Source organism: Flavobacterium ichthyis, from assembly GCF_009915155.1.
GTDB classification, from domain to species: Bacteria; Bacteroidota; Bacteroidia; order Flavobacteriales; family Flavobacteriaceae; genus Flavobacterium; species Flavobacterium ichthyis.
Genome location: NZ_JAABLM010000002.1, coordinates 56,733 through 82,251, shown reverse-complemented (window position 1 = coordinate 82,251; position 25,519 = coordinate 56,733). Strand labels below are relative to the sequence as shown.

The 25,519-nt window shown below is 35.3% G+C and carries 23 protein-coding genes; 9 read left to right on the top strand and 14 right to left on the bottom strand.

The window, feature by feature from the left end; translation table 11 throughout:
- Positions 1–103: 103 nt before the first annotated feature.
- Complete coding sequence (locus tag GV828_RS02055; protein WP_166535805.1) at positions 104–1,216, top strand: lactonase family protein; 1,113 nt, start codon at positions 104–106, stop codon at positions 1,214–1,216.
- Between the two features lie 3 nt (positions 1,217–1,219).
- Here GV828_RS02055 and GV828_RS02050 read toward each other — a convergent pair whose 3' ends face one another.
- The 4 genes from GV828_RS02050 to GV828_RS02035 all read right to left on the bottom strand — a co-directional run bounded on the left by GV828_RS02050 (position 1,220) and on the right by GV828_RS02035 (position 5,865).
- Complete coding sequence (locus GV828_RS02050; protein WP_166535804.1) at positions 1,220–2,566, bottom strand: DEAD/DEAH box helicase; 1,347 nt, start codon at positions 2,564–2,566, stop codon at positions 1,220–1,222.
- A 177-nt stretch (positions 2,567–2,743) separates the two neighbouring features.
- A complete protein-coding gene (locus tag GV828_RS02045; protein ID WP_166535969.1) occupies positions 2,744–3,508 on the bottom strand; it encodes a TIGR02757 family protein in 765 nt (254 codons plus the stop codon).
- 2 nt (positions 3,509–3,510) lie between these two features.
- Positions 3,511–5,202 (bottom strand): LIC_10190 family membrane protein, encoded by a 1,692-nt coding sequence (locus GV828_RS02040; RefSeq protein ID WP_166535803.1) that lies wholly within the window; start codon positions 5,200–5,202, stop codon positions 3,511–3,513.
- Between the two features lie 3 nt (positions 5,203–5,205).
- Positions 5,206–5,865: an ABC transporter ATP-binding protein gene (locus GV828_RS02035; protein ID WP_166535802.1), complete on the bottom strand. Its 660-nt coding sequence runs from the start codon at positions 5,863–5,865 to the stop codon at positions 5,206–5,208.
- A gap of 193 nt (positions 5,866–6,058) precedes the next feature.
- Between GV828_RS02035 and msrA the strand changes: the two genes are divergently transcribed.
- Complete coding sequence (gene msrA / locus GV828_RS02030; protein ID WP_166535801.1) at positions 6,059–6,709, top strand: peptide-methionine (S)-S-oxide reductase MsrA; 651 nt, start codon at positions 6,059–6,061, stop codon at positions 6,707–6,709.
- Positions 6,710–6,758: 49 nt separating this feature from the next.
- On the top strand, positions 6,759–7,058 hold the full coding sequence (locus GV828_RS02025; protein ID WP_166535800.1) for a hypothetical protein: 300 nt from the start codon (positions 6,759–6,761) through the stop codon (positions 7,056–7,058).
- A 1-nt stretch (position 7,059) separates the two neighbouring features.
- Here the strand turns inward: GV828_RS02025 and GV828_RS02020 are convergent, their stop codons facing one another.
- The 6 genes from GV828_RS02020 to serC all read right to left on the bottom strand — a co-directional run bounded on the left by GV828_RS02020 (position 7,060) and on the right by serC (position 11,559).
- Positions 7,060–7,401: a DUF6787 family protein gene (locus GV828_RS02020; protein WP_166535799.1), complete on the bottom strand. Its 342-nt coding sequence runs from the start codon at positions 7,399–7,401 to the stop codon at positions 7,060–7,062.
- A 68-nt stretch (positions 7,402–7,469) separates the two neighbouring features.
- Positions 7,470–7,955, bottom strand: coding sequence for a DUF1572 family protein (locus GV828_RS02015; RefSeq protein ID WP_166535798.1), 486 nt, complete (start codon positions 7,953–7,955; stop codon positions 7,470–7,472).
- A 97-nt stretch (positions 7,956–8,052) separates the two neighbouring features.
- The gene (locus GV828_RS02010; RefSeq protein ID WP_166535797.1) at positions 8,053–8,475 is read right to left on the bottom strand and encodes a DUF6146 family protein; all 423 of its coding nucleotides are present in this window, start codon (positions 8,473–8,475) and stop codon (positions 8,053–8,055) included.
- A 107-nt stretch (positions 8,476–8,582) separates the two neighbouring features.
- Positions 8,583–9,140 (bottom strand): hypothetical protein, encoded by a 558-nt coding sequence (locus GV828_RS02005; RefSeq protein WP_166535796.1) that lies wholly within the window; start codon positions 9,138–9,140, stop codon positions 8,583–8,585.
- Between the two features lie 64 nt (positions 9,141–9,204).
- Positions 9,205–10,164, bottom strand: coding sequence for a D-2-hydroxyacid dehydrogenase (locus GV828_RS02000; RefSeq protein WP_166535795.1), 960 nt, complete (start codon positions 10,162–10,164; stop codon positions 9,205–9,207).
- Positions 10,165–10,488: 324 nt separating this feature from the next.
- Complete coding sequence (gene serC, locus GV828_RS01995) at positions 10,489–11,559, bottom strand: 3-phosphoserine/phosphohydroxythreonine transaminase (protein WP_166535794.1); 1,071 nt, start codon at positions 11,557–11,559, stop codon at positions 10,489–10,491.
- Positions 11,560–11,771: 212 nt separating this feature from the next.
- Here serC and GV828_RS01990 point away from each other — a divergent pair, with 212 nt between their 5' ends.
- Positions 11,772–12,383 (top strand): YdeI/OmpD-associated family protein, encoded by a 612-nt coding sequence (locus GV828_RS01990; protein ID WP_166535793.1) that lies wholly within the window; start codon positions 11,772–11,774, stop codon positions 12,381–12,383.
- Here the strand turns inward: GV828_RS01990 and GV828_RS01985 are convergent, their stop codons facing one another.
- Entirely contained in the window at positions 12,384–13,442 is a 1,059-nt protein-coding gene (locus tag GV828_RS01985; RefSeq protein WP_166535792.1) for an acyl-CoA reductase, read from the bottom strand. It abuts the gene before it with no gap.
- Between the two features lie 130 nt (positions 13,443–13,572).
- Between GV828_RS01985 and GV828_RS01980 the strand changes: the two genes are divergently transcribed.
- Positions 13,573–13,923 (top strand): 4Fe-4S dicluster domain-containing protein, encoded by a 351-nt coding sequence (locus GV828_RS01980; RefSeq protein ID WP_166535791.1) that lies wholly within the window; start codon positions 13,573–13,575, stop codon positions 13,921–13,923.
- A gap of 74 nt (positions 13,924–13,997) precedes the next feature.
- Here the strand turns inward: GV828_RS01980 and GV828_RS01975 are convergent, their stop codons facing one another.
- Entirely contained in the window at positions 13,998–14,531 is a 534-nt protein-coding gene (locus GV828_RS01975; RefSeq protein WP_166535790.1) for a hypothetical protein, read from the bottom strand.
- A gap of 213 nt (positions 14,532–14,744) precedes the next feature.
- On the opposite strand from GV828_RS01975, the gene ychF reads away from it, so the two are divergent.
- From ychF to GV828_RS01955, 4 genes are all read left to right on the top strand, one after another.
- Positions 14,745–15,839, top strand: coding sequence for a redox-regulated ATPase YchF (gene ychF, locus GV828_RS01970; RefSeq protein ID WP_166535789.1), 1,095 nt, complete (start codon positions 14,745–14,747; stop codon positions 15,837–15,839).
- A 572-nt stretch (positions 15,840–16,411) separates the two neighbouring features.
- Positions 16,412–18,301 (top strand): molecular chaperone DnaK, encoded by a 1,890-nt coding sequence (gene dnaK / locus GV828_RS01965; RefSeq protein WP_166535788.1) that lies wholly within the window; start codon positions 16,412–16,414, stop codon positions 18,299–18,301.
- A gap of 145 nt (positions 18,302–18,446) precedes the next feature.
- A complete protein-coding gene (locus GV828_RS01960) occupies positions 18,447–19,013 on the top strand; it encodes a fasciclin domain-containing protein (protein ID WP_166535787.1) in 567 nt (188 codons plus the stop codon).
- A gap of 163 nt (positions 19,014–19,176) precedes the next feature.
- Positions 19,177–19,716, top strand: a complete 540-nt coding sequence (locus GV828_RS01955) for a fasciclin domain-containing protein (RefSeq protein WP_166535786.1) — start codon at positions 19,177–19,179, stop codon at positions 19,714–19,716.
- A gap of 48 nt (positions 19,717–19,764) precedes the next feature.
- On the opposite strand, the gene GV828_RS01950 is transcribed toward GV828_RS01955, so the two are convergent.
- Positions 19,765–21,540 carry an AMP-dependent synthetase/ligase gene (locus GV828_RS01950; RefSeq protein ID WP_166535785.1) on the bottom strand — a complete coding sequence of 592 codons (1,776 nt, stop codon included), beginning with the start codon at positions 21,538–21,540 and terminating at the stop codon, positions 19,765–19,767.
- 210 nt (positions 21,541–21,750) lie between these two features.
- Positions 21,751–25,473, bottom strand: coding sequence for a phosphoribosylformylglycinamidine synthase (purL, locus tag GV828_RS01945; protein ID WP_166535784.1), 3,723 nt, complete (start codon positions 25,471–25,473; stop codon positions 21,751–21,753).
- Positions 25,474–25,519 lie beyond the last annotated feature (46 nt).

Sequence of the window (25,519 nt, the reverse complement as noted above, 5' to 3'; positions counted from 1 at the left end):
CATTTTTTACGAGTCGACAAATTTTTTTTTATTGTTGAATTAACATTCTCTAAAGTCTTTTTTGAAATTTGAAGCTTTATTTTTGTGGCTTATAATTTTAAGAATGAAAAAAACAGCATTACTTTTTTTAGTTTTTTCAAGTGCAATTTCTTTGAAAGCACAAGATAAAATTTACAATCTCATCATTGGAACTTACACTAATAATTGCGATAGCAAAGGAATTTATGTGTATGATTTTAGTACCGATTTTGGAGATTTTGCTTTAAAAAACAGTACCGAAAATATTAAAAATCCAAGTTACTTGACGGTTTCTTCTGATTCAAAGAATATTTACAGCGTAAACGAAAATGGCGAAAACAGTACCATTTCCGCGTTTTCCTATAATTCGAAAAGTGGAAAAATAGATTTGCTAAACCAGCAAAATTCTTATGGTGCTGATCCATGTTTTATTATAGCTGATGAAAAAAATATCATCGTTGCCAATTATTCTGGGGGAAATATTTCTGTTTTTGGTATTGAAAAAAACGGCGAAGCAGGAAATTTAAAACAGCTAATTCAACACGAAGGAAATAGCTTGAACAAGGAAAGACAGGAAAAAGCCCACGTGCATCAAGTAGTATTTTCGCCCGATAAAAAATATATTGTGGTGAATGATTTGGGGGTTGACAAAATTTTTGTGTACAAATACAATCCAACGTCAACTGATAAAATTTTGGAACAAAAATCGATTATTGAAACCAAACCGGGAAGCGGACCAAGACATCTTACCTTTAGTAACGACGGGAAATTTGTCTATGTTTTAGGCGAATTAGATGGAAATATTTCGTCTTACAAATATAGTAATGGTAATTTGAGAAAAATGGAGGAAACTACTTTGCTTCCTAAAGATTTTAAAGGAAAAATTGGTGCGGCAGACATTCACATTTCGCCAAATGGAAAATTTTTGTATGCCACAAATAGGGGAGATGCTAACACGATTAGCACTTTTGCTATCAATAAAAAAGGCGGTTTAAATATTGTAAATCACAGCAGTACCAAAGGTAAATCACCCCGAAATTTTGTCATAGATCCCACCGGAAAATTTTTATTAGTTGCCAATCAAGATAGTAATAATGTGGTGATTTTTAGGATTGATCCGCAAACCGGAAAATTAGTTGATACCGGAAAACGCATTGAAGTTTGTTCGCCTGTATGTTTGGTTTTTGGAAAGCAGTAAATTTTATTTGCCTTTATTTTTCTTTTTGGCATCGCGAGTTCTTTCCACACCACGGTTACGAGATTTCGTTTTGCGGGGTTTTGTTTTTCCGGGACCACCCAGATTGACCTTTTTATTTTTATCCGATTTTTCGTGAAAAGCACCACCACCTTCTAATTTGGCACGTTTCATTTTTATCGGTTGACGTGTTTTTTCTGATTCAATTAAAATAGTAGAAATCTCAACATCTGTAGGAATATCGAGGGTTTCCACTTCTTTGTCCATCAACATTTCACTTTCAATAAAAAAATCTTCTTCTTTTGGCGAAACAAAGCTTAACGCCACACCATCTTTATCGGCACGACCGGTTCTACCAATTCTGTGGATATATTGTTCGGGAATTTCCGCAACATCAAAGTTAATCACGTGTGTAATGTCAGAAATATCTAAACCTCTCGCCATTACATCAGTTGTGATAATGCCACGAAGCAAACCTTCCTGAAATTTCGCCATTGTTTCCAATCTGTAATTTTGCGATTTGTTGGAATGAATTACCCCAAATTGTTCTTCAAATTCTTCACCTAAACGCTCGTAAACCATATCCACAAAACGCTTGTTGTTGATGAAAATTAAAATTCTGCTCATATTTTCTTGCGTTCGCAATAAATGTTGCAGCAAATTGATTTTTGTATTAAAATTTGGAACGAGGTATTTAAATTGCTGAATTTTTTCCAAAGGCGTTCCCGATGGCGCCAAGGAAACTTCTTGTGGATAATCGAAAAAATCTTCCAAAACGGCATCTACTTCATCGGTCATCGTTGCCGAAAAAAGAATATTTTGACGTTTGGATTTCATCATCGCCAAAATAGAAGTCAGTTGAATTCTAAAACCTAAATTCAGCATTTCGTCAAACTCGTCGATAACTAATTTTTGGGTTTCGTCAAAGCGCAAAACGTTGTCAAGCGCTAAATCCATCACACGTCCGGGAGTTCCTACCAAAATATCGATTCCTTCGTAAACATTTTTTTTCTGAGTATTGATGTTGACACCTCCAAAAATACCTAATGTTCTAACTGACATGTATTTAGTGAGCTTTTCCACTTCTTCCACTACCTGAACAACTAATTCACGCGTGGGAACCAAAATCACAATTTTTGGCGTGTGGGTTGGTGTAAATTTATATAATTTTAGCAATGGCAAAAGGTATGCAAAGGTTTTTCCGGTACCGGTTTGAGCAATTCCCATCATGTCTCGTCCGGAGGTAATCACCGAAAAAGATTTTTCCTGAATAGGAGTTGGGGTAGTGAAGCCTAAATCTGCGATTGCTTTTTCTAAAGATTTTGGCAGATTGAATTGCTCGAAACTCGACATAACTTAAAATTTTGGCAAAGGTACGGTAAAATTTGGACTTCTTGGGTTTAGACCACTTAGAAGGTTAGACTTCTTAGATTGATAGATGTTAAGACTTTTCAGATTATGAGCAATTTAACTATTTATTTCAACAAGGTTTAAGGAGTCTTAAAATCTAAAATTTCTAAGCTATCTAAACTAAAATCCTTCAAAAACGCCTAAACCAAAAAGAGCGAAATCATATTTTACAGGATCGTTTTTGTCAAAATTTCTAAGCGATACATCAAGTTCAGCCAAGGCTTTAGCATCATTTTGCTTACGCAAAAGAATCCCGAGTTTACGAGCCACATTACCGGAATGAACGTCTAACGGGCAAGACAATGCCGCAGGATTGATGCTTTTCCAAATGCCAAAATCCACGCCAGCATTATCATTGCGAACCATCCAACGTAAAAACATATTTAGGCGTTTGGCAGCCGAATTATTGAGCGGATCCGAAACGTGTTTTTGCGTTCGGGGAAGATGCTCGATTTCAAAAAAAGTTTTTTTAAAATGATGAATACTTTGTTGTAAATTATTGTCAATTAAATTTTTATGGAAAACATATTCTAAACCGTTATGTTTTTTGTAAATATTTTGCAGCGCTTTTATAAAAGTAGTAAAATCGGTTCCGTTAAAAGTTCTATGGACAAAATTTTGTAGTTTTTCTAAATGATTATTGTTGTGATTCAAAACAAAATCATAAGGCGAATTTCCCATCAAGTCCATCATTTTTTTGGCGTTGTTGATAATCATTTTACGATTTCCCCAAGCAATTGTTGCGGCTAAAAATCCAGCAATTTCAATGTCTTCCTTCAAAGAAAACAAATGCGGAATTTGGATTGGATCGGTTTCGATAAAGTTGGGATTGTTGTACAAAACCACTTTTTCATCAAGAAAATCTTTTAATTCTTTTTGATTCATTTTCATTCAGTTGAAGTATCTTTTGCATAAAATCCATCTTTTAAATGTGTACTTCTCATTTGTGGTTTTACGGCATAATTTTTTTCGAAATAATCAATTTGAATTTTGTTTACACAAGGTAATTTTCCGTTTCCTGTTCCCCAAAAAAAGTCAATTTCGGTAGGGGAATTATAAAAGAATTTTTCTTGGGTAATTAATTCAAAACCGGTATTGTATTTTGAATTTGAATACGGAAAAATTACATTTTTGAAAGAAAAAGTACTCGATTCTACGGCATGAGTATTTCGGGCAATATTTTTTAAATGGATTGGAATAAATAATACAATTCCTACAAATATCATAGATGCATACAGCGAAACAAGAATGATTTTTTTTCTATCGATCAAAATTCCAAACCAAATCAAAGAAAAGAACAAAATGAAATTAAGGAAAAAACGGTATTGTGGCGACGATAGAAATAGAAGCAATAATTGAAGTAGCATTGCGAAGTACAACACCCAAAATTTTGTTTTTCGGAAAAATTTGTAAATGATGATTGGCGTAAAAATAACCAGAAACAGACTTATTTTATTGAAAATTCCGTGCAGTTTTGGCATGAAAAGCCATCGAGAAAAAATTTCGAAATTCGTCATGCTGTTAAATTGCGCTTCGGTAACAGAATATGCAAAATATTTAGTCCATGAATAGTATAAAACCGCAATTTTTTCTGGCACTTGATAATCTGCCACGAAGCCGAAAGTTTGTGTCATTGGGAACAAGGCATAACCCGTTACGATTAAATTTTTGGCTACAAATAATCCCAAAATTAAAAATGAAAAAGCCGCAATTTTGTAAATTTTAATTTGTCTAAAATTTTGAAGTAATATAAAAAGTGGTAAAATGGTAATCCCGATGGTTGTGGGTTTAATGGATAAACAAAAAAGAACCAGAATTGAAATTAAATGAAAAACTTCAGTAGTCATTTCATCATAATTGTCAAGGAAGTATGAAAAAATAATAAACGTAAAAACATAAACAGGCAAGTCCGGCGATGGAGTACTAATGAATTGAAACAACAAAATATTGGCAAGCGGAAAAAGGCCAATGATTAAATCGGTTTTTCGATGGTGCTTAAAATAATTATTGAGTTTTTGGATGGCAAAAATATTTCCGAAAAGCAAACAAAATCCGCTGATATCATTGAATCTGTTGTATAAAAACGAAAAATTAAAAACACTTTGCGTGATATGCCAGCCACTTGTTTGCCCTAGAAAAATATGAATATTTGCTAAACCTTTGACAAAACCATATTCGTTAATCCATTTTATCGTTTGGATGTAATACGATTCGTTGTCAATCGCGTACGGAATGCTGGCGCATTGCGCAAGGATAAAAATTGAAATCAAAAAAAGCGCAACTTTTAGCGATTTTTCGAGTTGAGTAATTTCGGTGAAAAAATTTTTATAATTAAAAGAAATCTGGCTTCTGCATTTTGCCCATAAAATCAAATTTCCAACCAACATTGCCGCGTGAAATTCTACATTAATCCGTCCGAATATTGCCCAAATATTTGCAATTATTGTGGTTGAAAAAAGTCCGAGGATGGCTATTATGACAAAATTTTTTGCTTTAAGCCGCAAAATTTTATCTAACAAAAAACCGTAATTAATGCATGTAAATAAAATGTAAATCCAACTTAAAAGTATGAGTAGCATCTTTTAAATAATTTGCCCGTCAGACATGGTGAGTTTTCTGTCAGCCATATTGGCAAGTTCTTGATTATGAGTAACAATCACAAAAGTTTGCCCGAATTCTTCCCGAAGTTTGAAAAAAAGTTGGTGCAAATTTTCTGCGGAAGCGGTATCTAAATTTCCTGAAGGTTCATCAGCAAAAATTACTGCCGGTTTGTTGATTAACGCTCTGGCAACGGCCGTTCGCTGTTGTTCTCCACCCGAAAGTTCTCCAGGTTTATGATTGATTCTGTGTGAAAGACCTAAATATTCCAACAATTTTTTGGCTTCTGTTTCGGCTTCGGCTTTTGGAACTCCCGCCACAAATGCCGGAATACACACATTTTCTAACGCTGTAAATTCTGGTAATAATTGGTGGAATTGGAAAATAAAACCTAATTTTTTATTTCTAAATTTTGAAAGTTCTTTGTCTTTCAAGTTTAATATGTCAATGCCATCAATCTGTAAAGTTGAAGTTTTCTTTAAATCAGGTTTGTCCAGCGTTCCTAAAATTTGCAAAAGCGTTGTTTTTCCAGCACCTGAAGCTCCTACAATTGATACGATTTCACCTTTTTTAATATGTAAATCAACACCTTTTAGGACATGTAACTGGTCGTAATTTTTGTGCAAATTTTTTGTTTGAATCATTGTAAGATATATCTTTCTTGCAAAGTAACAAAGTTTTGAACGAATATCAAATTTGCTTTAAAAATTATAAAAAATCTGTGGCCGAAATTATTCGAACAATTTTCACAATTATTTTAAAATAGAATGATAAAGTTACGTTAACACTCAAATAATGGCTTATTTATTGTTTAAATTTACGAAACAAAAGGAAAAAATGAAAAAGATGATTGCCTTGCTGACATTGATAAATTTTTCATGTCAGCCAAAAGAAAAACCAACCGAAAATTTAATTACCCAAATGGAAGAACCTGTAAAAATTGAAGTAGAAAACGGACTGGAAATTGCCACTTTTGCCGGCGGATGTTTCTGGTGTACGGAAGCAGTTTTTTTAGAATTAGATGGCGTGAAAAAAGTGGAATCAGGCTATACTGGTGGAAAGCGCGAAAATCCTACTTATGAACAAGTTTCAACTGGCGCAACCGGTCACGCTGAAGCCATTCAAATTACCTTTGATGCGCAAAAAATTTCTTTTGCAGAATTGCTCGAAATATTTTTTGCCACACATGATCCAACCACTTTAAACAGGCAAGGTGCCGATGTGGGAACACAATATCGAAGTGAAGTTTTCTATCACAATCAAGCGCAAAAAGAAATAACTGACGGATATATTGACCAGTTAAACAGTCAAAACGTTTTTGGAAAACCAGTAGTGACGAAAGTGTCAGCGGCTGTTCCATTTTATATAGCCGAAAATTATCATCAAAATTATTATGCAAGAAATAAGGACAAATCTTATTGTGCATACGTCATTACTCCTAAAGTTGAAAAGGTTAAAAAGCAATATAAAGACAAATTGAAAAAATAAATGGCATCAGTTTTGCGTTGTGATTGTTACCGATTAATTTTTGATACAAATGACAACAGAAACTTTAGAAATAAAAGCAGCTCAAGATAAGAAGCAAAAGCAACTTGTTTTGGGCTTACTTTTTGATTTTATCGGGATGTTTTCTTACGCTATTCCTTTTTTGGGTGAATTTGCAGATGTGATTTGGGCTCCCATTTCAGGTCTTATTTTATCCCGAATGTATAAAGGAACCGTTGGAACCGTTGGTGGTTTTTTAGCTACTATTGAAGAATTATTACCGTTTACCGATGTGATTCCTACATTTACACTAACCTGGATTTATACTTATTGGATTAAGAAAGACTCATGATTTATTGATCTAAATTTTGGTCCTTTTCTGTAATTTTTTCTTTTGGAAGTAAAAAACCAAGCTTCATACTGCGAATCATTTTTTTTGCAAAAGGAAAGAAAAATTGTGATTGGCCAAAAATCCAACCAAATGCCATCAACATAAAGGGATAGAGAGGTAAAACGAGTACAAGTAGAATGATGTAGTAAAGCGTCCAATGCGTATTTTCTTTATTGATACCCAAAAGTCCCATCAAGAAATAGGAAATTCTTGCAGAAAGTGAACCATTGATGGCGAATACAATAAATATAATGATGAGCTGAAAATTAGAAGTAATTCCCCAACGCTTTTTAAGTTTATTCATACTGAATTAATATAGTACAAAAGTACACTTTTAAATTTTGGCATACAAAACCTAATTAAAATAGAAAATTAAAATTGTCGTAGTATTTGGTTTTCGATTAATTTTCGGATTAATACTATTTGTCCCAAATGATAATAACTGTGTTCAATCATTCCTTCGATGTTTCGCAAGTAGCTGCCATATTTTTTATCAACAAATACGGCTTCTAATTCTTCGTCTTTTAGTGTTTCCACATATGTGGCAAAAACTTCCGCATCAATCCATAGTTTGTTCAAAACGCTTTGCCAATCTTCTTGTGAAAGAACGGGTGGAAAACTAAAACTGAATTCGTCTTTGATAGCTAAATTACCACCTGCGAACACTTGGTTAATGCCATTGATATAGTAGTGGATATGCTGAACTAAATCAGCTATTGTATTCAAATTCAAAATTCTTGTTACCGCTATTTCCCAATGAATGTTCTCTAATTGATTCTTAAAGTTAGTATTTGCAATCCAAGTTCCGTTTAACAAAACTTCACGGAAGCGATTAGCAACGGCTCTCGATTTTTTCATGATACAATCTTAAAGTAAATGGTTGAAATTTTTTACATAGTTAATGTTGATGCATTACAACTTAACTTAGATAAATGCAGGTTGTATTTTACTAAAATTAAATTCTGGGGGCAAAGGTTCCAAGTTTAATATTATTTTTAATTTGATAATAAGTTAGGTATTTGAACAACAAATAGTTAACTTCATAACCGTAGTCAATTTTTCGGCTATATTCAATTGGCATTAAAAATAAATCATGGCCTCGGTAAAAATAGTTATTCCAGCCTATAACCCAATCTTGGTTTCTGGACTCAAGATATTGTTGAGAATAATAACCTCTTGGTCTTGCATTCGAAACTACCCAACCATTAAATCCAGGATCAATAATGATAACCTCGTATTCGAGTTCGTCATTGGCTATTCGCAATGTGTCTCCCGTAATTTGTTCTGTTTCCTTCGGGAAATTGTTCTTAGCAGAATTAGGAGTTGAAGCACAAGCCGCAATCAACATCACAGTTAATAATGAAGCCCAAATTTTCATTTCATTTTTTTTTCTAAAATTACAAAAAGAAAAAGTAGATTACTACAAATGTGGTTTTCATTTAACAAAAAAGTCGGACAAATTGCCCGACTTGTAAATTGTCTATCTTATTTTCCAAAAATTTTTCCGAGTAAACCGCCAATGCCGCCTTTTTTCTCTAATACTGCCGAAGCATCTGCCATATCTACTTTTCCGTCGTTATTTTGATCTAAACCAAATTGACCACCATATTTTTGAATTGCATCCATAACAGAAGAATTTCCTGAACCTCCTGAAAGGGAATTGATTATATCCGAAATTTCAAAACTTTTATCGTTCGGATTTTTTGCTTTTCCAATTAAAGAGCCTAATACTTCTGGAATCAATCCTTGAGCAACACCATTTGAAGCTTCGCCCGAAAGGCCAAATTTTTGCCCTAAATTACCCGAAAACTGATCCATAATTTGCTTCACAACTGGATTGTCTTTAGAAAAAGCATTTTCTCCTTGAAACAATTGCCCAATTTTATCGGCTCCACCTTCTGAAATAATTTTTTGCAACCCCGAAAAAATTGAAGTGCTGGCTTCATCCATTACACCTTCATTCAATTCATTTGGTACATTATTATTGTTTACCACGGCTTTTTCGCCAAACTGTTTTACTAAATCTGATAATTGATCAATCATAATTTTTATGGTTTTTATTAAACAAATCTAACAAAAAAAGCTTTCAATTTTATTTTTAATCAAATTATATTTCAGTTTTTAACAATGATATTATTTGCTCCGCTAATTCGGTTCCAATTCTATCTTGTGCTTCAAGCGTTGCCGCACCAATATGTGGTGTCAAAGAAATTTTTGGATGCATTAAAACCTGAACTGCCGGAGTAGGTTCATCCTCAAAAACATCAAGACCTGCAAACGAAACTTTTCCAGTTTCGAGCGCCTCAATCAATTCCACTTCGTTAATAATTCCGCCACGCGAAGCATTAATAATCCCAACACCATCTTTCATTTGCGCAAATTCTGGAGCGCCAATCACATAACCTTCCTGAGCCGGAAGATGTAACGAAATGAAATCTGCTTCCCTAAAAATATCTTCCACTGGTTCAGTAACAATGTCCACATTTATAAACTGACCGTTGTAAAAATCCACTTTAATTTCAGCATTTCCTACAAATTTATCGCTAGCAATCACACGCATTCCCAAGCCTAAACCAATTCGTGCCACGGATTTTCCAATTCTACCAAAACCAATGATTCCCAATGTTTTACCTCGAAGCTCAATCCCATTTGCGTATGACTTTTTCATCGCTTCAAAATGGGTGTCGCCTTCCAGCGGCATATTTCGGTTAGAATCATATAAAAAACGCACACCGCTAAACAAATGCGCAAAAACCAATTCTGCCACGGAATCTGACGAAGAAGCTGGCGTATTAATTACATGAATATTTTTTTCACGAGCATAATCCACATCAATGTTGTCCATCCCAACACCACCTCTGCCAATCACTTTCAGTCCTGGACACGCATCAATCACGTCTTTTTTCACCTTAGTTGCACTTCTCACCAACAATACTTCAATGTTATTTGCATTGATAAAATGGGCGACTTGTTCCTGTGCTACTTTTGTAGTAACCACTTCAAAACCATTTTTTTGCAACAATTCAATGCCGCTTTTCGAAATCCCGTCGTTTGCTAATATCTTCATTGTTTATTTATCTTGTTATTATTTTTTGGAGCAATTTGCTTCATCAGTTTGTTTTTTTAGAAGCTATTTCCTGCTTTCCGTTACAAGCTTTTTTAAAAAGCGCCTTTTTTGCTAAAATAAAAAAGAGCTTCTTTGGTCGCTTTTTTTTTTTTGCAAAAAATGTTGCTTTTTTAAAAAAGGCTTTCCACTTCAATCAGGGCTAAAACACATTGAAATTCCTATTTTTGAAATTGCTTCGCCTGTTCGCTGATGCTCGAGTCCAAATTCCAAACGGAAATCAATGTCAATATCAATTTCAAAAATTAAAATCAAAAATCCTAAATCTTAAATCTTAAATCGTAATTCCTGCATCACATCAACTAAAACCTGAATACTTTCTAACGGCAAGGCGTTGTACATCGAAGCTCTGTAACCGCCAACAGAACGATGTCCCGGCAGTCCGGAAATTCCAGCTTCCTTCCACATTTTGTCAAAAATTTCAGTGTGAGAATTGTCTTTCAATAAAAAAGTAGCGTTCATATTGGAGCGATCTTCCGTTTTGGCCGTTCCTTCAAAAAGTGGGTTACGGTCGATTTCGTCATATAACAATTTTGCTTTAGCAATATTAATTTGTTCAATTGCCGAGATTCCTCCTAAATTTTTCAACCATTTCATTGTGAGCAAAGATGTGTAAACCGCAAAAACGGGTGGAGTGTTGTACATACTTTCTGCCGAAATATGTTTTTGGTAATCCAAAATACTTGGAATATTTCGTTCTGTTTTACCTAAAATTTCTTCTTTCAGCACCACCAAAGTCACACCTGCAGGACCCATATTTTTTTGAGCTCCGGCATAAATCAAGTCGAATTTTGAAAAATCCAATTGGCGCGAAAATATATCCGAACTCATATCGCAAACCACAGGAATTTTAGTTTCTGGAAAACTTTTCATTTGTGTACCAAAAATCGTGTTGTTAGAAGTACAATGAAAATAATTGGCATCTTCAGGAATTAAAAAATTTTTCGGAATATGGTTATAATTTTCGGATTTTGAAGAAGCAACGATTTGAGTTTCACCAAAATTTTTAGCTTCTTTAATCGCACCCGAAGCCCAAGTTCCGGTGTCAAGATAAGCGGCTTTTCCACCAATTTTCATTAAATTATTAGGAACTCGCAAAAATTCCATACTTGCGCCACCTTGTAAAAAAAGTGCTTGATAGCCTTTATTTTCTAACCCTAAAAGTTCTAATGCCAAAGCCCGAGCTTCGTCCATAACAGCGACAAAATCTTTGCTTCTATGTGAAATTTCCAGAATCGATAATCCCGAATCATTGAAATTCAAAACGGCTTGGGCAGATTTTTCGAAAACTTCTTGCGGCAAAATACATGGTCCGGCACTAAAATTATGTTTTTTCATGAGCTGTTGTGTTGAATGAATCGCAAATTTCATAAAATACAACAACATAATTCTTTACAAAAAAATAATAGTATTCATAATTTATTAACGAAAACGTTATCGAAAGAAATTAAATGATAAGTATTACTCAATTTCTATTTCAAATGGCGTGGACTTTATTTTAATAATTTTAGCTAATTTCGTACAAAATCAATTTGAAAAAAAGTGTAATTATGCCAATTTTAAACGACAAAGTTGACCAATATATCGAAAACGCTGCTGAATTTCAACAACCAATTTTAACGAAACTCCGCAAATGGGTTCATAAGTATTGCGATGAAGTAGAGGAAAAAATTAAATGGGGTTATCCACATTTCGATTATCGTGGGGATTTTATGGGTGTTTTGATGGCTTATAAAAATTACTGCGGATTTATGTTTGTAAAGTCGGAATTAATGATCGATCCGAGGTTGAAAAATAACAAAGAGTTAAAAGCACCAGAAAGATTTTTGGGCAATTTAAAAAGTTTGGAAGATTTGCCTTTGGAAGAAGAATTTGCTTCATTTGTAATGGAAGCCATGATGTTGAACGAGCAAAAAATAAAGGTTCCAAAAAAGACTTCAGCAGAAACAAAACCAATCGAAATACCACAAGCATTTTCAGATGCTTTAGTAAAAAACGCTCGAGCACAAGAAATTTTTAACGAAAAATCACCGTCTTTTCGCAAAGAATACATTACTTGGATTGCCGATGCCAAAACCGAACACACCCGAAACAAAAGAATTGACGAGGCAATTCAATGGATTTCGGAAGGAAAAGGAAGGCATTGGAAATATATGAAATAGCTACAAACTTTGTAAAAATGCAATTGTATCAACGTTGTCCGCATAGTCCCAAAGTTCTGGTTTTTGGGTTTTGCCAAATGCAACAGAATTTTCCACAACACCGTTTGAAACCACGCATTGAATCAATTCTTTGTCGGTTTTCAAGCGGTTTTTTACATCTTTAATATCATCATAAAATTCGTAAAAAACACTCGAAATTGGTGAGGCATACGAAGTATCTTCTTTAATTGTTAAAAAACCGTTGTCTAACAATTGAAACTGGCTCATCAAAAAAACGGCTTTATTATAATCATAGTTGTTTGCGTATTTTTCGTATTTGATAATATCCTGATATTGGAACATCGCTTTGAAAAAATCATCGAAATTGTAATTTTTCGGTATCATTAATTTTGACACATTTCGGCATCCCAAGCCAAAATATCTGAAAATATCTTCTCCTAAATTGATCAATTCTTCCTGCGTTTCTTTCCCGGTTAAAATCGCAACAGAATTTCTACTTTTTCTAATTATGGAAGGTTTGTCTTTAAAATAATATTCAAAATATCTTGCGGTATTATTGCTTCCGGTGGCAATTACGGCATCAAAATTTTCGAGTTTGCCATCAGTAAAAATGATGAAATTTTTGAACTCAGGTTCAATTGCTATTAAGTATTTTGCAAGAAAAGGCAATAAAAGTTGATCGTTTGAAGAGGTTTTGACCAACACCTTGTGTCCGGAAATTAAAACCGACAAAAAATCGTGAAACCCAACAAGTGGGATATTTCCTGCTAAAATCAATCCTACTGTTTTTGGGGTAATTTCGCTTAGGTTATAATTATTCAGCCAAAGGTCTAAATTTTCCTTTGTTAAAGCTTTTGCCCAAGAATCAATGGCAAATAAAACTTGTTCGGGTAAAAACCATCCGTTGTGTGATTGAGAAAGCTGAATTAAGTTTTTAAAATCGTCAAAAAATAAATCGTTATGCAATACATTTTCGTCTTTAGTACTTTTATTTTCAGTAAATTGACTCAAGAATTTTCCTAATTCTACGAAAATATTTTTTTTGTGTTCTAAAGTCATAATCATTTGCTTTTAACGAGTTTTGGACGTAATTTTGCACAAAAATAAGCTATAATAGTTGTAAGTCAAAAGGCGAAAGTTTAAACTTCGTAAACTCATCACTTATAACTCGTAATTCATCATTAGAAATATGGCAATAATTATAACAGACGAATGCATCAATTGTGGTGCTTGCGAACCAGAATGTCCAAACACGGCAATTTACGAAGGAGCTGACGATTGGCGATATAAAGATGGAACCAATTTAAGCGGAAAAATAATTTTACCGAGTGGAGAAGAAGTAGATTCTGAAGCGGCACAAACACCGTTGTCAGACGATATTTATTATATTGTTCCAGGAAAATGTACTGAATGTAAAGGTTTTCATGAAGAACCCCAATGTGCTGCTGTTTGTCCGGTGGATTGTTGTGTTCCTGATGACAATCACGTTGAAAGTGAAGAAACTTTGCTAAATCGTCAAGCATTTTTGCACGGAGAGTAACGAAATTTACTGTATAAAAAATCCTGATTTGGCTTTACCAAATCAGGATTTTTTTATGAAAAAAGTGATTATTTTTAGTTTCGAGTGTACGTTTGTACACTAACCTTATCCGATTTATCGTCGTAAGTTTCCACAATTAAGTTTCCATTCGTATCGAAATATCCAATTGACGTTTGATTATTGCCTCTATAAATGTAGCTATTGGTAGAAGTAGCACGTAAAATTCCTAATTTTTTATTATCTGCAGTAGTAATCACATAACCAGCTGGATCAAGCGATAACTGGTATTGTTGTCCTCCAGAGGTATAGTAAGCAGATCGATCAACATCAACAGTTCTGGTAGTTCCATCAGGATTAGTAACACTTGTAGTAGAGGTAACTTGTACAGGAGTTGCTTTCATGTCTTTATTTAATTCGCTCGATTCAGCATTTTGAAATTCAATGTTTTGAACCTCTTTCACGTCTTGCGTTTTCTGAAACTTTTTTTCTCCTTCAGAATCTTTCACCGTTGTTACAGTAGTTTTTTTAACTTCGGTTACATTTTTATTTTGTGCTTGCAAACTAGCGGTGGCAATGAGTGCCAATGCACTTAACATTATAGTTTTCATCTTGATACGATTTTTAGTTTTAACATTATCAAAATTACAGCATAACTCCTAAAATATCTTACAACATTTCCGAAATTATTTCTAAAATATACATTCAGTTAGGAGGTTGTCAATAATTTAACAAACCCATTTTGTTCCAAAATTACTTTTAAAAATACAATTGCAAAAGCGTATATTTGCACCCTCAAAATAAGATTTAAAGATAAAAATATAATGAAAGCAGGAATTGTAGGATTGCCAAACGTAGGAAAATCAACCCTTTTCAACTGTTTGTCTAACGCAAAAGCCCAAAGTGCAAATTTCCCGTTTTGTACTATTGAGCCAAATATTGGAGTGGTAAACGTTCCGGATCCCCGAATCAACAAATTAGAAGAACTCGTTAAGCCAGAACGCGTTGTAATGGCAACGGTTGACATTGTGGATATTGCAGGTTTGGTGAAAGGAGCCAGCAAAGGTGAAGGTTTAGGAAATCAATTTTTGGGAAATATTCGTGAATGTAACGCTATTATTCACGTTTTGCGTTGCTTTGACAACGATAATATTGTTCACGTTGATGGAAACGTAAATCCTATTCGTGATAAAGAAACGATTGATATCGAACTGCAATTAAAAGATTTAGAAACCGTAGAAAAACGTCTTGAAAAAGTAAATCGTGCGGCGAAAACCGGTAATAAAGAAGCCCAAGTAGAACAAGCACTTTTAAACCGAATTAAAGAGGCTTTGCTACAAGCAAAATCTGCCAGAACCATCACTCCACAAAGTAATGACGAAGAAGTTTTATTAGAATCTTTTCAATTAATTACGGCAAAACCAGTGCTTTACGTTTGTAATGTGGACGAATCCTCTGCCGTTTCAGGAAATAAATATGTAGAGCAAGTTCGCGAATTGGTTAAGGATGAAGATGCAGAAGTTATCGTACTTTCGGTTGGAGCCGAAGCTGATATTACAGAACTAGAAAGCTACGAAGAACGTCAGGTTTTCCTTGAGGACATGGGATTGACTGAACCTGGTGCTTCGGTATTAATTCGTGCGGCTTATAAATTATTAAAACAGCAAACTTATTTTACTGCAGGTGTCAAAGAAGTTCGCGCATGGACAATAAACATTGGTGACACCGCACCACAAGCGGCTGGCGTGATTCATACCGATTTTGAAAAAGGTTTCATTCGTGCCGAAGTAATTGCATTTGACGATTACGTAAATTTCGGTTCAGAAGCGAAAGTCAAAGAAGCTGGAAAACTTCGCGTGGAAGGAAAAGAATACATCGTAAAAGATGGCGATGTGATGCATTTCCGTTTCAACGTCTAATCGAAAAATATTTCAATAGAATCCGCAAGAAATTTATTTTTTTTTGCGGATTTTTTTTTGGGCGTGTCCCAATTTACAACCCTAATGCAAAACAGCAAAATCCCGCAAAAATTGGGTCGGGCTTTCGCCACTCGCTGTTTTTTTGGTTCCACTGCGTTACACCAAAAAAAACGAGCTCAAACAAAGGCTCAATCCCTCACGCGCCAAACCCGGAACATTATTCGCTCCAAAATAAAATTTATTTTTAACACCACGAAATTTCCCCAAGTTTCCAAAAATGCCTAAAGTTTTTTTCATAGCCCTGATTGAAGCGGAAATCCTTTTTAGCGATTAGACCGGATTTCAATCCGGGATAATTGATAAAAAGATTGAAACGGAAAGCAGGAACATGGATTTGCAAAAATGCCGGGACGAATCGCTCCTGAAAAATAAAAAATGCCAAGTTGTCATATTTTTTTTGGTGTCATTTTTACAAAAACTGACAAAATTTTGCCTTTCAGGTATTGGCACAAAGATTGACTAATAGCTAACCGAGTTTAAAAAACTGAATAAAAATTAAAATCTAAATAAAAATGGGTAAAATAATCGGAATTGATTTAGGAACAACCAACTCGTGTGTTGCCGTAATGGAAGGAAGCGAACCAGTTGTAATTCCTAATGCTGAAGGAAAACGCACAACGCCATCAGTAATTGCTTTTGTTGAAGGCGGCGAAATTAAAGTTGGAGATCCTGCCAAAAGACAAGCAGTAACCAATCCAACCAAAACGATTGCTTCTGTGAAACGTTTTATGGGAAATAAATTTTCTGAAAGCCAAAAAGAAGCAAGCAATGTAGCTTATAAAGTGGTAAAAGGCGACAACGATACGCCAAGAGTGGATATTGATACACGTCTTTATACACCACAGGAATTGTCGGCAATGACACTTCAAAAAATGAAAAAAACAGCCGAAGATTATTTGGGAACTACAGTTTCTGAAGCGGTAATCACGGTTCCAGCATATTTTAATGATGCACAACGCCAGGCTACTAAAGAAGCTGGAGAAATTGCAGGATTAAAAGTAATGCGTATCATCAACGAACCAACGGCAGCTGCTTTAGCTTACGGATTGGACAAAAAAGGACAAGACCAAAAAATTGCAGTTTACGATTTAGGAGGAGGAACTTTTGATATTTCTATCCTTGAATTAGGTGACGGTGTTTTTGAAGTATTGTCCACTAACGGAGATACACATTTAGGAGGAGACGATTTCGACCAAGCAGTTATCGATTGGTTAGCAGATGAGTTTAAAAATGATGAAGGGATTGATTTGCGTCAAGATCCAATGTCATTACAGCGTTTGAAAGAAGCTGCAGAAAAGGCTAAAATTGAGCTTTCGTCTTCTGCTCAAACAGAAATTAACTTGCCTTACGTTACGGCTACTGCAACAGGACCGAAACACTTGGTAAAAACCTTAACCAGATCTAAATTTGACCAATTAACGGATGCTTTGGTAAAACGTTCTATGGCTCCTGTGGCAAAAGCTTTAAAAGATGCTGGCTTAAATGTTTCGGATATTGACGAAGTAATTTTAGTAGGTGGTTCTACTCGTATTCCTAAAATTCAGGAAGAAGTTGAAAAATTCTTCAATAAAAAACCTTCAAAAGGTGTAAATCCTGATGAAGTGGTAGCAATTGGTGCTGCGATTCAAGGTGGAGTTTTGTCTGGAGATGTAAAAGATGTATTGCTTTTAGATGTTACGCCATTATCTCTTGGAATTGAAACAATGGGTGGTGTGATGACAAAATTAATTGAAAGCAACACCACTATTCCAACCAAAAAATCACAAGTGTTTTCAACCGCTGCTGATAACCAACCATCTGTAGAAATCCACGTTTTGCAAGGTGAAAGAGCCATGGCATCTGATAATAAAACCATCGGTCGTTTCCACCTTGACGGCATTCCACCAGCAGGAAGAGGAGTTCCACAAATTGAAGTAACTTTTGACATTGACGCAAACGGAATTATTAAAGTTTCGGCAACCGATAAAGGAACTGGAAAATCACATGACATTCGTATCGAAGCTTCTTCGGGATTAACTCAAGATGAAATCGAAAGAATGAAAAAAGAAGCAGAAGCTAACGCTGATTCTGATAAAGCTGCAAAAGAAAGAATTGAAAAATTAAACGAGGCTGACAGTATGATTTTCCAAACGGAAAGTCAGTTGAAAGAATTTGGAGATAAACTTTCTGAAGGAAACAAATCGGCCATTGAGAATGCTTTAGCTGAATTGAAAACAGCTCACGAAAGTCAAGATTTGGCTACAATTCAACCGGCCTTAGATAAAATCAACGAGGCTTGGAAAAATGCTTCGGAAGAAATGTACAAGCAAGGTGATGCTCAAGGTGCTCCACAAGATGCACAACCACAAGGAAATCAAGGTGGTGATGATGTGCAAGATGTAGATTATGAAGAAGTAAAGTAATTTTTTCCAAATATGATAAAAACCCGCTCCAATTTTGGCAGCGGGTTTTTTTGTCGATAGTATTGAAATGTTAAAAAACATTTTTTAAAAATCCAGAACTGTTTTTACGGCGTAAATGGAGATATAAACTTAAAAATCAATTGTTATGAAAATCACCAAAATTTTAGCAGTAGCTTTTATCATTACAACCACAATGATGAGTACTGCAACGTTCGCACAAAAAGAAAAAACTGTGATGGTTGGAGGAGCTGCTATGTATCCTTCAAAAAATATTGTGGAAAATGCCATGAATTCTAAAGATCACACCACATTGGTAGCAGCAGTAAAAGCTGCAGATCTTGTAGAAACTCTAAAAGGTACAGGACCTTTCACGGTTTTTGCCCCAACCAATGCTGCCTTTGATAAGTTACCAAAAGACGCTGTTGCCAATTTATTAAAACCAGAAAATAAAATGATGTTGCAATCAGTGTTGAAATACCATGTGGTATCAGGGAAGATGAATGCTTCTGATATTGCAAAAGCTATTAAAAAAGGAAACGGAAAAGCAGAATTGACCACCGTTGAGGGTGGAAAAATAACAGCATGGATGAAAGGCAATGACCTTTATATCAGCGATGAGAAGGGTGGAAAAGCGAAAGTTACAATTGCCGATGTGAACCAATCAAATGGTGTAATCCATGTGGTGGACACGGTAATTATGCCATCTAATTAATTTTTTTGGGTTGATGGTTGAGAAATCCGGGTTGAGAAATCCGGATTTTGCTTTTTCCATCAATAAGTTTGTTATTTTTTTTGAACGATTTGTCGCTGTTGATAAAAAATGATTAAATTTGGAGCTTATGAACAAAATTGTTCGCATCTAAAAAAAGAGAGATATGACAAGAACCAAAACATTAGCAATTGCGTTGTTTGCCACAGCTGTAAGTTTTAGTGGTTTTGCACAAAAAACTAAAATTCAAATTGCTGGACCAAAAATGGATGCCTCAAAAAATGTAGTGGAAAATTTAGCAGCAACGCCAGAACTTTCTACAATATCAAAAGTTTTTCAGGTTTGTGGATATAATAGTATTTTATCAGAAAATAGCAACTTTACGATTTTAGCACCATCTGACAACGTTATAGTTGACAAAGACGCATTTTTTGACCCCAAAAACATTGAAAATACCCGAAATTTTGGTGCTTATCATATTATTTATGGCAAATATACCATTGCAGATTTCGCCAATTTAGTTTCTACGGCAAAAGATAGAAAGGCTACCGTTAAAACAGCTGATGGTAAACAGATTATTGTTACATTTGAAAAAAGGGATATGTTTATTACAGATGAAAAAGGACAAAAATCGAAAATTACATTTTCTGACGTGATCGTCAATAATGGTGTAATTCATGGTATAGATAAACCATTACAGTTTTAAGAAAATTAGTTTCTATAAAAAAGTAAATCCCGCAATTGCGGGATTTTTTTATGCATCTTTATAAATCTTATCGTATAAATTTTGATATATTTCCTTGATGTTTTTGCGTTTAAGTTTCATGGTAGGAGTGAGATGACCTCCGTCAATAGTCCAAACTTCTGGAGTTAGCTCAAATCGTTTCACTTTTTCCCAATTACCAAACCTTTCGTTTGCGAGGTCAATTTCTTTTTTTATGCGTTTTTTAATTGCTTCGCTTTCGGCAATTTCTTTATTTGATGAAACGGCAATTCCTTTTTTCTTCGCCCATGTTTTGACAAAGTCAAAATCAGGTTGAATAATAGCTGCAGGCATTTTTTCGCCCTCTCCCACAATCATTATTTCCCCAATAAAGCGTGACTGTTTCAGTGCATTTTCTATTAACTGTGGTGCAATATATTTTCCACCCGAAGTTTTAAACATTTCCTTTTTTCGATCTGTTATTTTTAAAAACCCTTCGCTATCAATTACACCAATGTCGCCAGTATGAAAAAAACCGTCTTTAATTGCATCATTCGTCTTCTCTTCATCTTTGTAATAACCCATCATCACATTCGGACCTTTAACCAAGATTTCACCATCTTCGGCAATTTTAACTTCAACATTATCAATGGGTTTTCCAACTGTTCCAATTTTAAAACCTCGATTTCTCATATCATTTACGGCAATAACGGGAGAAGTTTCAGTTAAACCATAACCTTCCATCACTGGAATTTCTGCCGCTGCAAAAATTCTTGCCAATCTTGGTTGAAGTGCTGCACTTCCTGATACCATTAAATCAAGATTGCCGCCTAAACCTTCTTTCCATTTGCTAAAGATTAATTTTCTAGCAATTCCTAATTGAAATTCGTACCACCAACCATTTTTTCCGTACGGTTCATAGCGCAATCCTAGTTCAATAGCCCAAAAAAATAATTTCTTTTTAACTCCGGAAAGATCTGCTCCTTTAGCGTAAATTTTATCATAAACTTTTTCTAAAAGTCTCGGAACTGCGGTAATTACGTGGGGTTTGGTCTCTTTTAAATTATCGCTTAATTTTTCAATAGATTCCGCAAAATAAATACCAACACCGTAATATTGATACAAATAAACGACCATTCTTTCAAAGATATGGCAAATAGGCAAGAAGCTCAAAGCTTTTGTTTTTCCTGCTTCAAATGGAATTCTTTTTTCGCTGTCTAGTACATTTGACACAATGTTTTTGTGCGAAAGCATCACCCCTTTAGGTTTTCCGGTTGTTCCGGAAGTGTATATGATGGTCGCTAAATCATCACTAGTAATAGTATTTTTTCGATTTTCAACCTCATTTTGATTGCTTTCATCTTTTCCTGATTCCAGCAATTCACGCCAATTCTTACAACCTTGAATTTCATCAAAACAATAAACCTCAATTAAATTTTCAAGATTATTTTTGATGGTATTGACTTTCCTAAAAACTTCTTCGTCTGAAACTATACAATATTTCGCACCTGAATGGTTTAAGATATATTCATAATCTTCTTCGGAAATGGTAGGATATACCGGTACGTTTTGAGCTCCGGTTTGTAAAATCCCAATATCAACAATGTGCCACTCTGTTCGGTTTGTGGATGAAATAACGGCAATTTTATCATCTTTTTGAATCCCTAAGCGAAGCAACGCCCGCGAAATAGTATTGGCTTTTTTAAGATATTCTTGCGTAGAAGTTTTTTCCCACTTGCCATTATATTTGGTAACTAATGCGTCATCAACTGGATATTTTTCTTGTTGATGGTACGGAAAATCGAACAATCTTGTAATTGCAGCCATTTTTTGGTAAATTAATTTCAATGCAAAATAGGAAATTCTAATTTTATGGACAATCTTTTTACAGTTTTGAAAGGCATTTTAGAAAAAAAAAATAAAAACTGATAATTTAGTTTGCAAAATTGGGTGCCACATAGCAATTAGAAATTATATTGAATTTACAAAAAAAAGGCTTCCATCTCTGAAAGCCTTTTCTTAAATATTTAAAATAAGCTATTTTTTATTTTCCACCCATTTTCTAGCATTTACAAACGCTTCGTGCCACGGTGAAACTTCATCGTTTCTGCCTTCAAGATAATTCGCCCAGTTCCATTGGAAAGTCGAACGTTCAATGTGTGGCATCATGGCCAAATGTCTTCCTGTTTTGTCGCAAAGCATAGCGATGCTGAATGCAGAACCATTCGGGTTGGCCGGATAACTTTCATAACCGTATTTACCCACTACATTGTATTGATCTTCTGTGTAAGGCAAATCAAATTTTCCTTCGCCGTGCGAAATCCAAACGCCTAAAGTACTTCCTGCCAAAGTGCTCAACATCACCGAATTATTTTCTACAACCGAAACCGAAGTAAAGCTACTTTCGTGTTTGTGAGAATCATTATGTCTTAATTTCCCGTGTACTTCGTGTTCTGGATTGATTAGTTCTAATTCCATAAACAATTGAGCTCCGTTGCAAATTCCAACCGAAAGCGTATCTTCTCTTTTGAAGAAATTGTCCAAAGCTGTTTTTGCTTTTTCATTGTACAAAAACGCTCCAGCCCAACCTTTTGCAGAACCCAAAACATCCGAATTAGAGAAACCTCCAACCGCTCCGATGAATTGAATGTCTTCTAAAGTTTCACGACCCGAAATCAAATCCGTCATGTGAACATCTTTTACATCAAAACCTGCCAAATACATTGCATTTGCCATTTCTCGCTCCGAATTACTTCCTTTTTCACGAATAATCGCAGCTTTTGGTCTTGGTCGAGAACAATCAATTTCTGGTTTTTTTCCTGTAAAATGACTTGGGAATGTAAATTGTAAAGGTTGTTTTTTATAATTATCAAAACGCTCTTTCGCCTTCAATTCTCCCGATTGTTTTCGGTCTAATAAATACGAAGTCTTGTACCAAGTATCTCTGGCTTCAGCCACATTTATCGAAAAATTTTGAGCTCCGTTTTTAATGGTAACGGTATCGCCATCTTTTACTTTTCCGATGTTGAAGAACGCTACCTTATTGTTATTCAAAATCGTTTCAACCGAAGCATCTGCTTGGAAAACGATTCCGATATTTTCTGCAAATAGAATTTTGATAGTATCGCTTTCGCAAAATTGACTCAGGTCGAAATCAGCTGCCAAATTCACATCAGCAAAACACATTTCCAATAAAGTTGTGATTAAACCACCACTTCCAATATCGTGTCCCGCTTGGATTTTATCTGCTTTAATCAAATCTTGAACTACATTGAAAGCATTCTTGAAATTCGCTGCATTTTTAATCGTTGGAACTTCATTTCCAATCTTATTCAAAACCTGTGCAAAAGACGAACCTCCTAATTTGAAAGCATCTTCTGAAAGGTTGATGTAATAAATGTTGCCACCGTTTTTCTTCAAAACAGGCTCAACTACTTTTTGAATATCCGTACAATTTCCTGCCGCTGAAATAATCACCGTTCCAGGAGCAATTACATCTCCATCAGGATATTTTTGTTTCATCGAAAGCGAGTCTTTCCCAGTTGGGATGTTGATTCCCAATTCAATCGCAAAGTCAGAACAACCCTGAACCGCTTCGTATAAACGAGCATCTTCACCTTCATTTTTACAAGCCCACATCCAGTTAGCCGAAAGCGAAACGCCTTTCAATCCATCTTTAATTGGGGCCCAAATAATATTCGATAGCGATTCTGCAATTGCAGTTCGGCTTCCAGCAGCAGGATCAATCAAAGATGCGATAGGCGAGTGGCCAACAGTCGTGGCAACACCTTCTTTTCCTAGATAATCCAACGCCATCACACCAACGTTATTCAAAGGCAATTGCAATGGTCCGGCACATTGTTGTTTGGCTACTTTTCCACCCACACAACGATCGACTTTGTTGGTCAACCAGTCTTTACAAGCTACGGCTTCCAATTGCAGCACTTGGTCAAGATATTTTTTAAAATTTTCTTGAGTATAGTTTAAATCGGTATATTTTCTATCGACTGTCGTATCGTTCATCACGACTTTTGGAGAACTTCCAAACATATCTTCTAAGGCAAAATCCATCGGTTTTGCACCTGTAGTTTTGGATTGAAAAGTAAAACGGTTGTTTCCAGTTACGTCACCCACTTGGTACATTGGCGAACGTTCACGATCGGCTATTTTCTGCAACGTTTCTATATCGTTATGACCGATCACCAATCCCATTCTTTCCTGCGATTCGTTTCCGATGATTTCTTTAGCGGAAAGTGTTGGATCGCCAACCGGCAATTTATCCAAATCAATCAAACCGCCCGTTTCTTCTACCAATTCTGAAAGACAATTCAAATGGCCTCCAGCACCGTGATCGTGAATCGAAACAATCGGATTTTCGTCGCTTTCCACTAATCCACGAATGGCATTTGCAGCACGTTTTTGCATTTCAGGATTCGAACGTTGAATGGCATTTAATTCTATTCCAGAACTGAAAGCACCGGTATCTGCCGAAGAAACTGCAGCACCACCCATCCCGATTCTATAATTTTCACCACCTAAAATCACGACTTTATCGCCTACTTTTGGTTTCTGTTTGATGGCTTGGCTTTTTTTTCCATAACCAATTCCACCAGCAAGCATGATTACTTTATCGTAACCAAGCTTTCGGTCTTCAACTCTGACAGGGTTTGAAACCCTGTCAGAGTTAGCATCTAAAGCCTTTTCATCATGTTCAAAAGTCAAAACCGAACCTGTGATCAAAGGTTGTCCAAATTTATTTCCGAAATCAGAAGCTCCGTTTGAAGCCTTGATTAATATATCCATTGGAGTTTGGTACAACCATTTTCTTTCGTTCATACTTTTTTCCCAAGGTCTGTTTTCTTCCAAACGGGAATAGGATGTCATATAAACTGCAGTTCCAGCCAATGGTAGTGAACCTTGTCCTCCCGCCAAACGGTCACGAATTTCTCCACCAGAACCGGTTGCAGCACCGTTGAAAGGCTCCACCGTTGTTGGGAAATTATGCGTTTCCGCTTTAAGCGAAATAACCGAATCAAAATCTTTAGTTTCGTAAAAATCAGGTTTGTCGGCTGATTTTGGTGCAAATTGTTGCACGTTTGGGCCTTTGATAAAAGCCACATTATCTTTGTAAGCCGAAACAATATCGTTCGGATTTTCAGCAGACGTTTTTTTGATTAATTTGAATAGGGAAGACGGTTTTTCTTCGCCATCAATCACAAAAGTTCCGTTGAAAATTTTGTGACGGCAATGTTCTGAATTTACTTGGGAGAACCCGAAAACTTCTGAATCAGTTAGTTTTCGCCCTAATTTTTTAGATAAATTATCCAAATATGCTACTTCTTCCGAACTCAATGCTAAGCCTTCTTTTGCATTAAAATCAGCAATATTTTCGATTTCAAGAATAGGTTCAGGCTTAATATTAATGGTATAAATTTCTTGATTTAGCTCGGAATACTTTTGCGAAAGCATCGGGTCGAAATCAGAAAAAGTTGCCTCAACTTTTCGGAATTCTTCAATTCTGATGATGCCTTCGATACCCATGTTTTGAGTAATTTCAACAGCATTTGTACTCCAAGGTGTGATCATTGCGGCACGAGGACCAACAAAAAAATCCGCTAAAACGGATTTTTCTATTTTATGAGTGTTGCCAAAAAGCCAGTTTAATTTTGAGATGTTTTCAGCCGAAAGTGCCCCCGAAACTTCGGGATTGGTTTGAACTGCAAAAACCGTGTTGGTTTGGTTTCCGAAGAAATGGATCATTGTATGTAGTTATTGTGTTGTGTGTGCAAAATTAGTTTAAAAAACT

Coding starts and splice junctions, on each gene's coding strand:
- GV828_RS02035 (WP_166535802.1), bottom strand. CDS start 5,865: ATGATTCAAACAAAAAATTTGCACAAAAATTACGACCAGTTACATGTC.
- GV828_RS01950 (WP_166535785.1), bottom strand. CDS start 21,540: ATGGCTGCAATTACAAGATTGTTCGATTTTCCGTACCATCAACAAGAA.
- GV828_RS01985 (WP_166535792.1), bottom strand. CDS start 13,442: ATGACTTTAGAACACAAAAAAAATATTTTCGTAGAATTAGGAAAATTC.
- GV828_RS02020 (WP_166535799.1), bottom strand. CDS start 7,401: ATGAATAAACTTAAAAAGCGTTGGGGAATTACTTCTAATTTTCAGCTC.
- serC (WP_166535794.1), bottom strand. CDS start 11,559: ATGAAAAAACATAATTTTAGTGCCGGACCATGTATTTTGCCGCAAGAA.
- dnaK (WP_166535788.1), top strand. CDS start 16,412: ATGGGTAAAATAATCGGAATTGATTTAGGAACAACCAACTCGTGTGTT.
- GV828_RS02000 (WP_166535795.1), bottom strand. CDS start 10,164: ATGAAGATATTAGCAAACGACGGGATTTCGAAAAGCGGCATTGAATTG.
- GV828_RS02025 (WP_166535800.1), top strand. CDS start 6,759: ATGACAACAGAAACTTTAGAAATAAAAGCAGCTCAAGATAAGAAGCAA.
- GV828_RS01980 (WP_166535791.1), top strand. CDS start 13,573: ATGGCAATAATTATAACAGACGAATGCATCAATTGTGGTGCTTGCGAA.
- GV828_RS02045 (WP_166535969.1), bottom strand. CDS start 3,508: ATGAATCAAAAAGAATTAAAAGATTTTCTTGATGAAAAAGTGGTTTTG.
- msrA (WP_166535801.1), top strand. CDS start 6,059: ATGAAAAAGATGATTGCCTTGCTGACATTGATAAATTTTTCATGTCAG.
- GV828_RS02050 (WP_166535804.1), bottom strand. CDS start 2,566: ATGTCGAGTTTCGAGCAATTCAATCTGCCAAAATCTTTAGAAAAAGCA.
- GV828_RS01960 (WP_166535787.1), top strand. CDS start 18,447: ATGAAAATCACCAAAATTTTAGCAGTAGCTTTTATCATTACAACCACA.
- ychF (WP_166535789.1), top strand. CDS start 14,745: ATGAAAGCAGGAATTGTAGGATTGCCAAACGTAGGAAAATCAACCCTT.
- GV828_RS02015 (WP_166535798.1), bottom strand. CDS start 7,955: ATGAAAAAATCGAGAGCCGTTGCTAATCGCTTCCGTGAAGTTTTGTTA.
- GV828_RS01975 (WP_166535790.1), bottom strand. CDS start 14,531: ATGAAAACTATAATGTTAAGTGCATTGGCACTCATTGCCACCGCTAGT.
- GV828_RS01990 (WP_166535793.1), top strand. CDS start 11,772: ATGCCAATTTTAAACGACAAAGTTGACCAATATATCGAAAACGCTGCT.
- GV828_RS02010 (WP_166535797.1), bottom strand. CDS start 8,475: ATGAAAATTTGGGCTTCATTATTAACTGTGATGTTGATTGCGGCTTGT.
- GV828_RS01955 (WP_166535786.1), top strand. CDS start 19,177: ATGACAAGAACCAAAACATTAGCAATTGCGTTGTTTGCCACAGCTGTA.
- GV828_RS02005 (WP_166535796.1), bottom strand. CDS start 9,140: ATGATTGATCAATTATCAGATTTAGTAAAACAGTTTGGCGAAAAAGCC.
- purL (WP_166535784.1), bottom strand. CDS start 25,473: ATGATCCATTTCTTCGGAAACCAAACCAACACGGTTTTTGCAGTTCAA.
- GV828_RS02040 (WP_166535803.1), bottom strand. CDS start 5,202: ATGCTACTCATACTTTTAAGTTGGATTTACATTTTATTTACATGCATT.
- GV828_RS02055 (WP_166535805.1), top strand. CDS start 104: ATGAAAAAAACAGCATTACTTTTTTTAGTTTTTTCAAGTGCAATTTCT.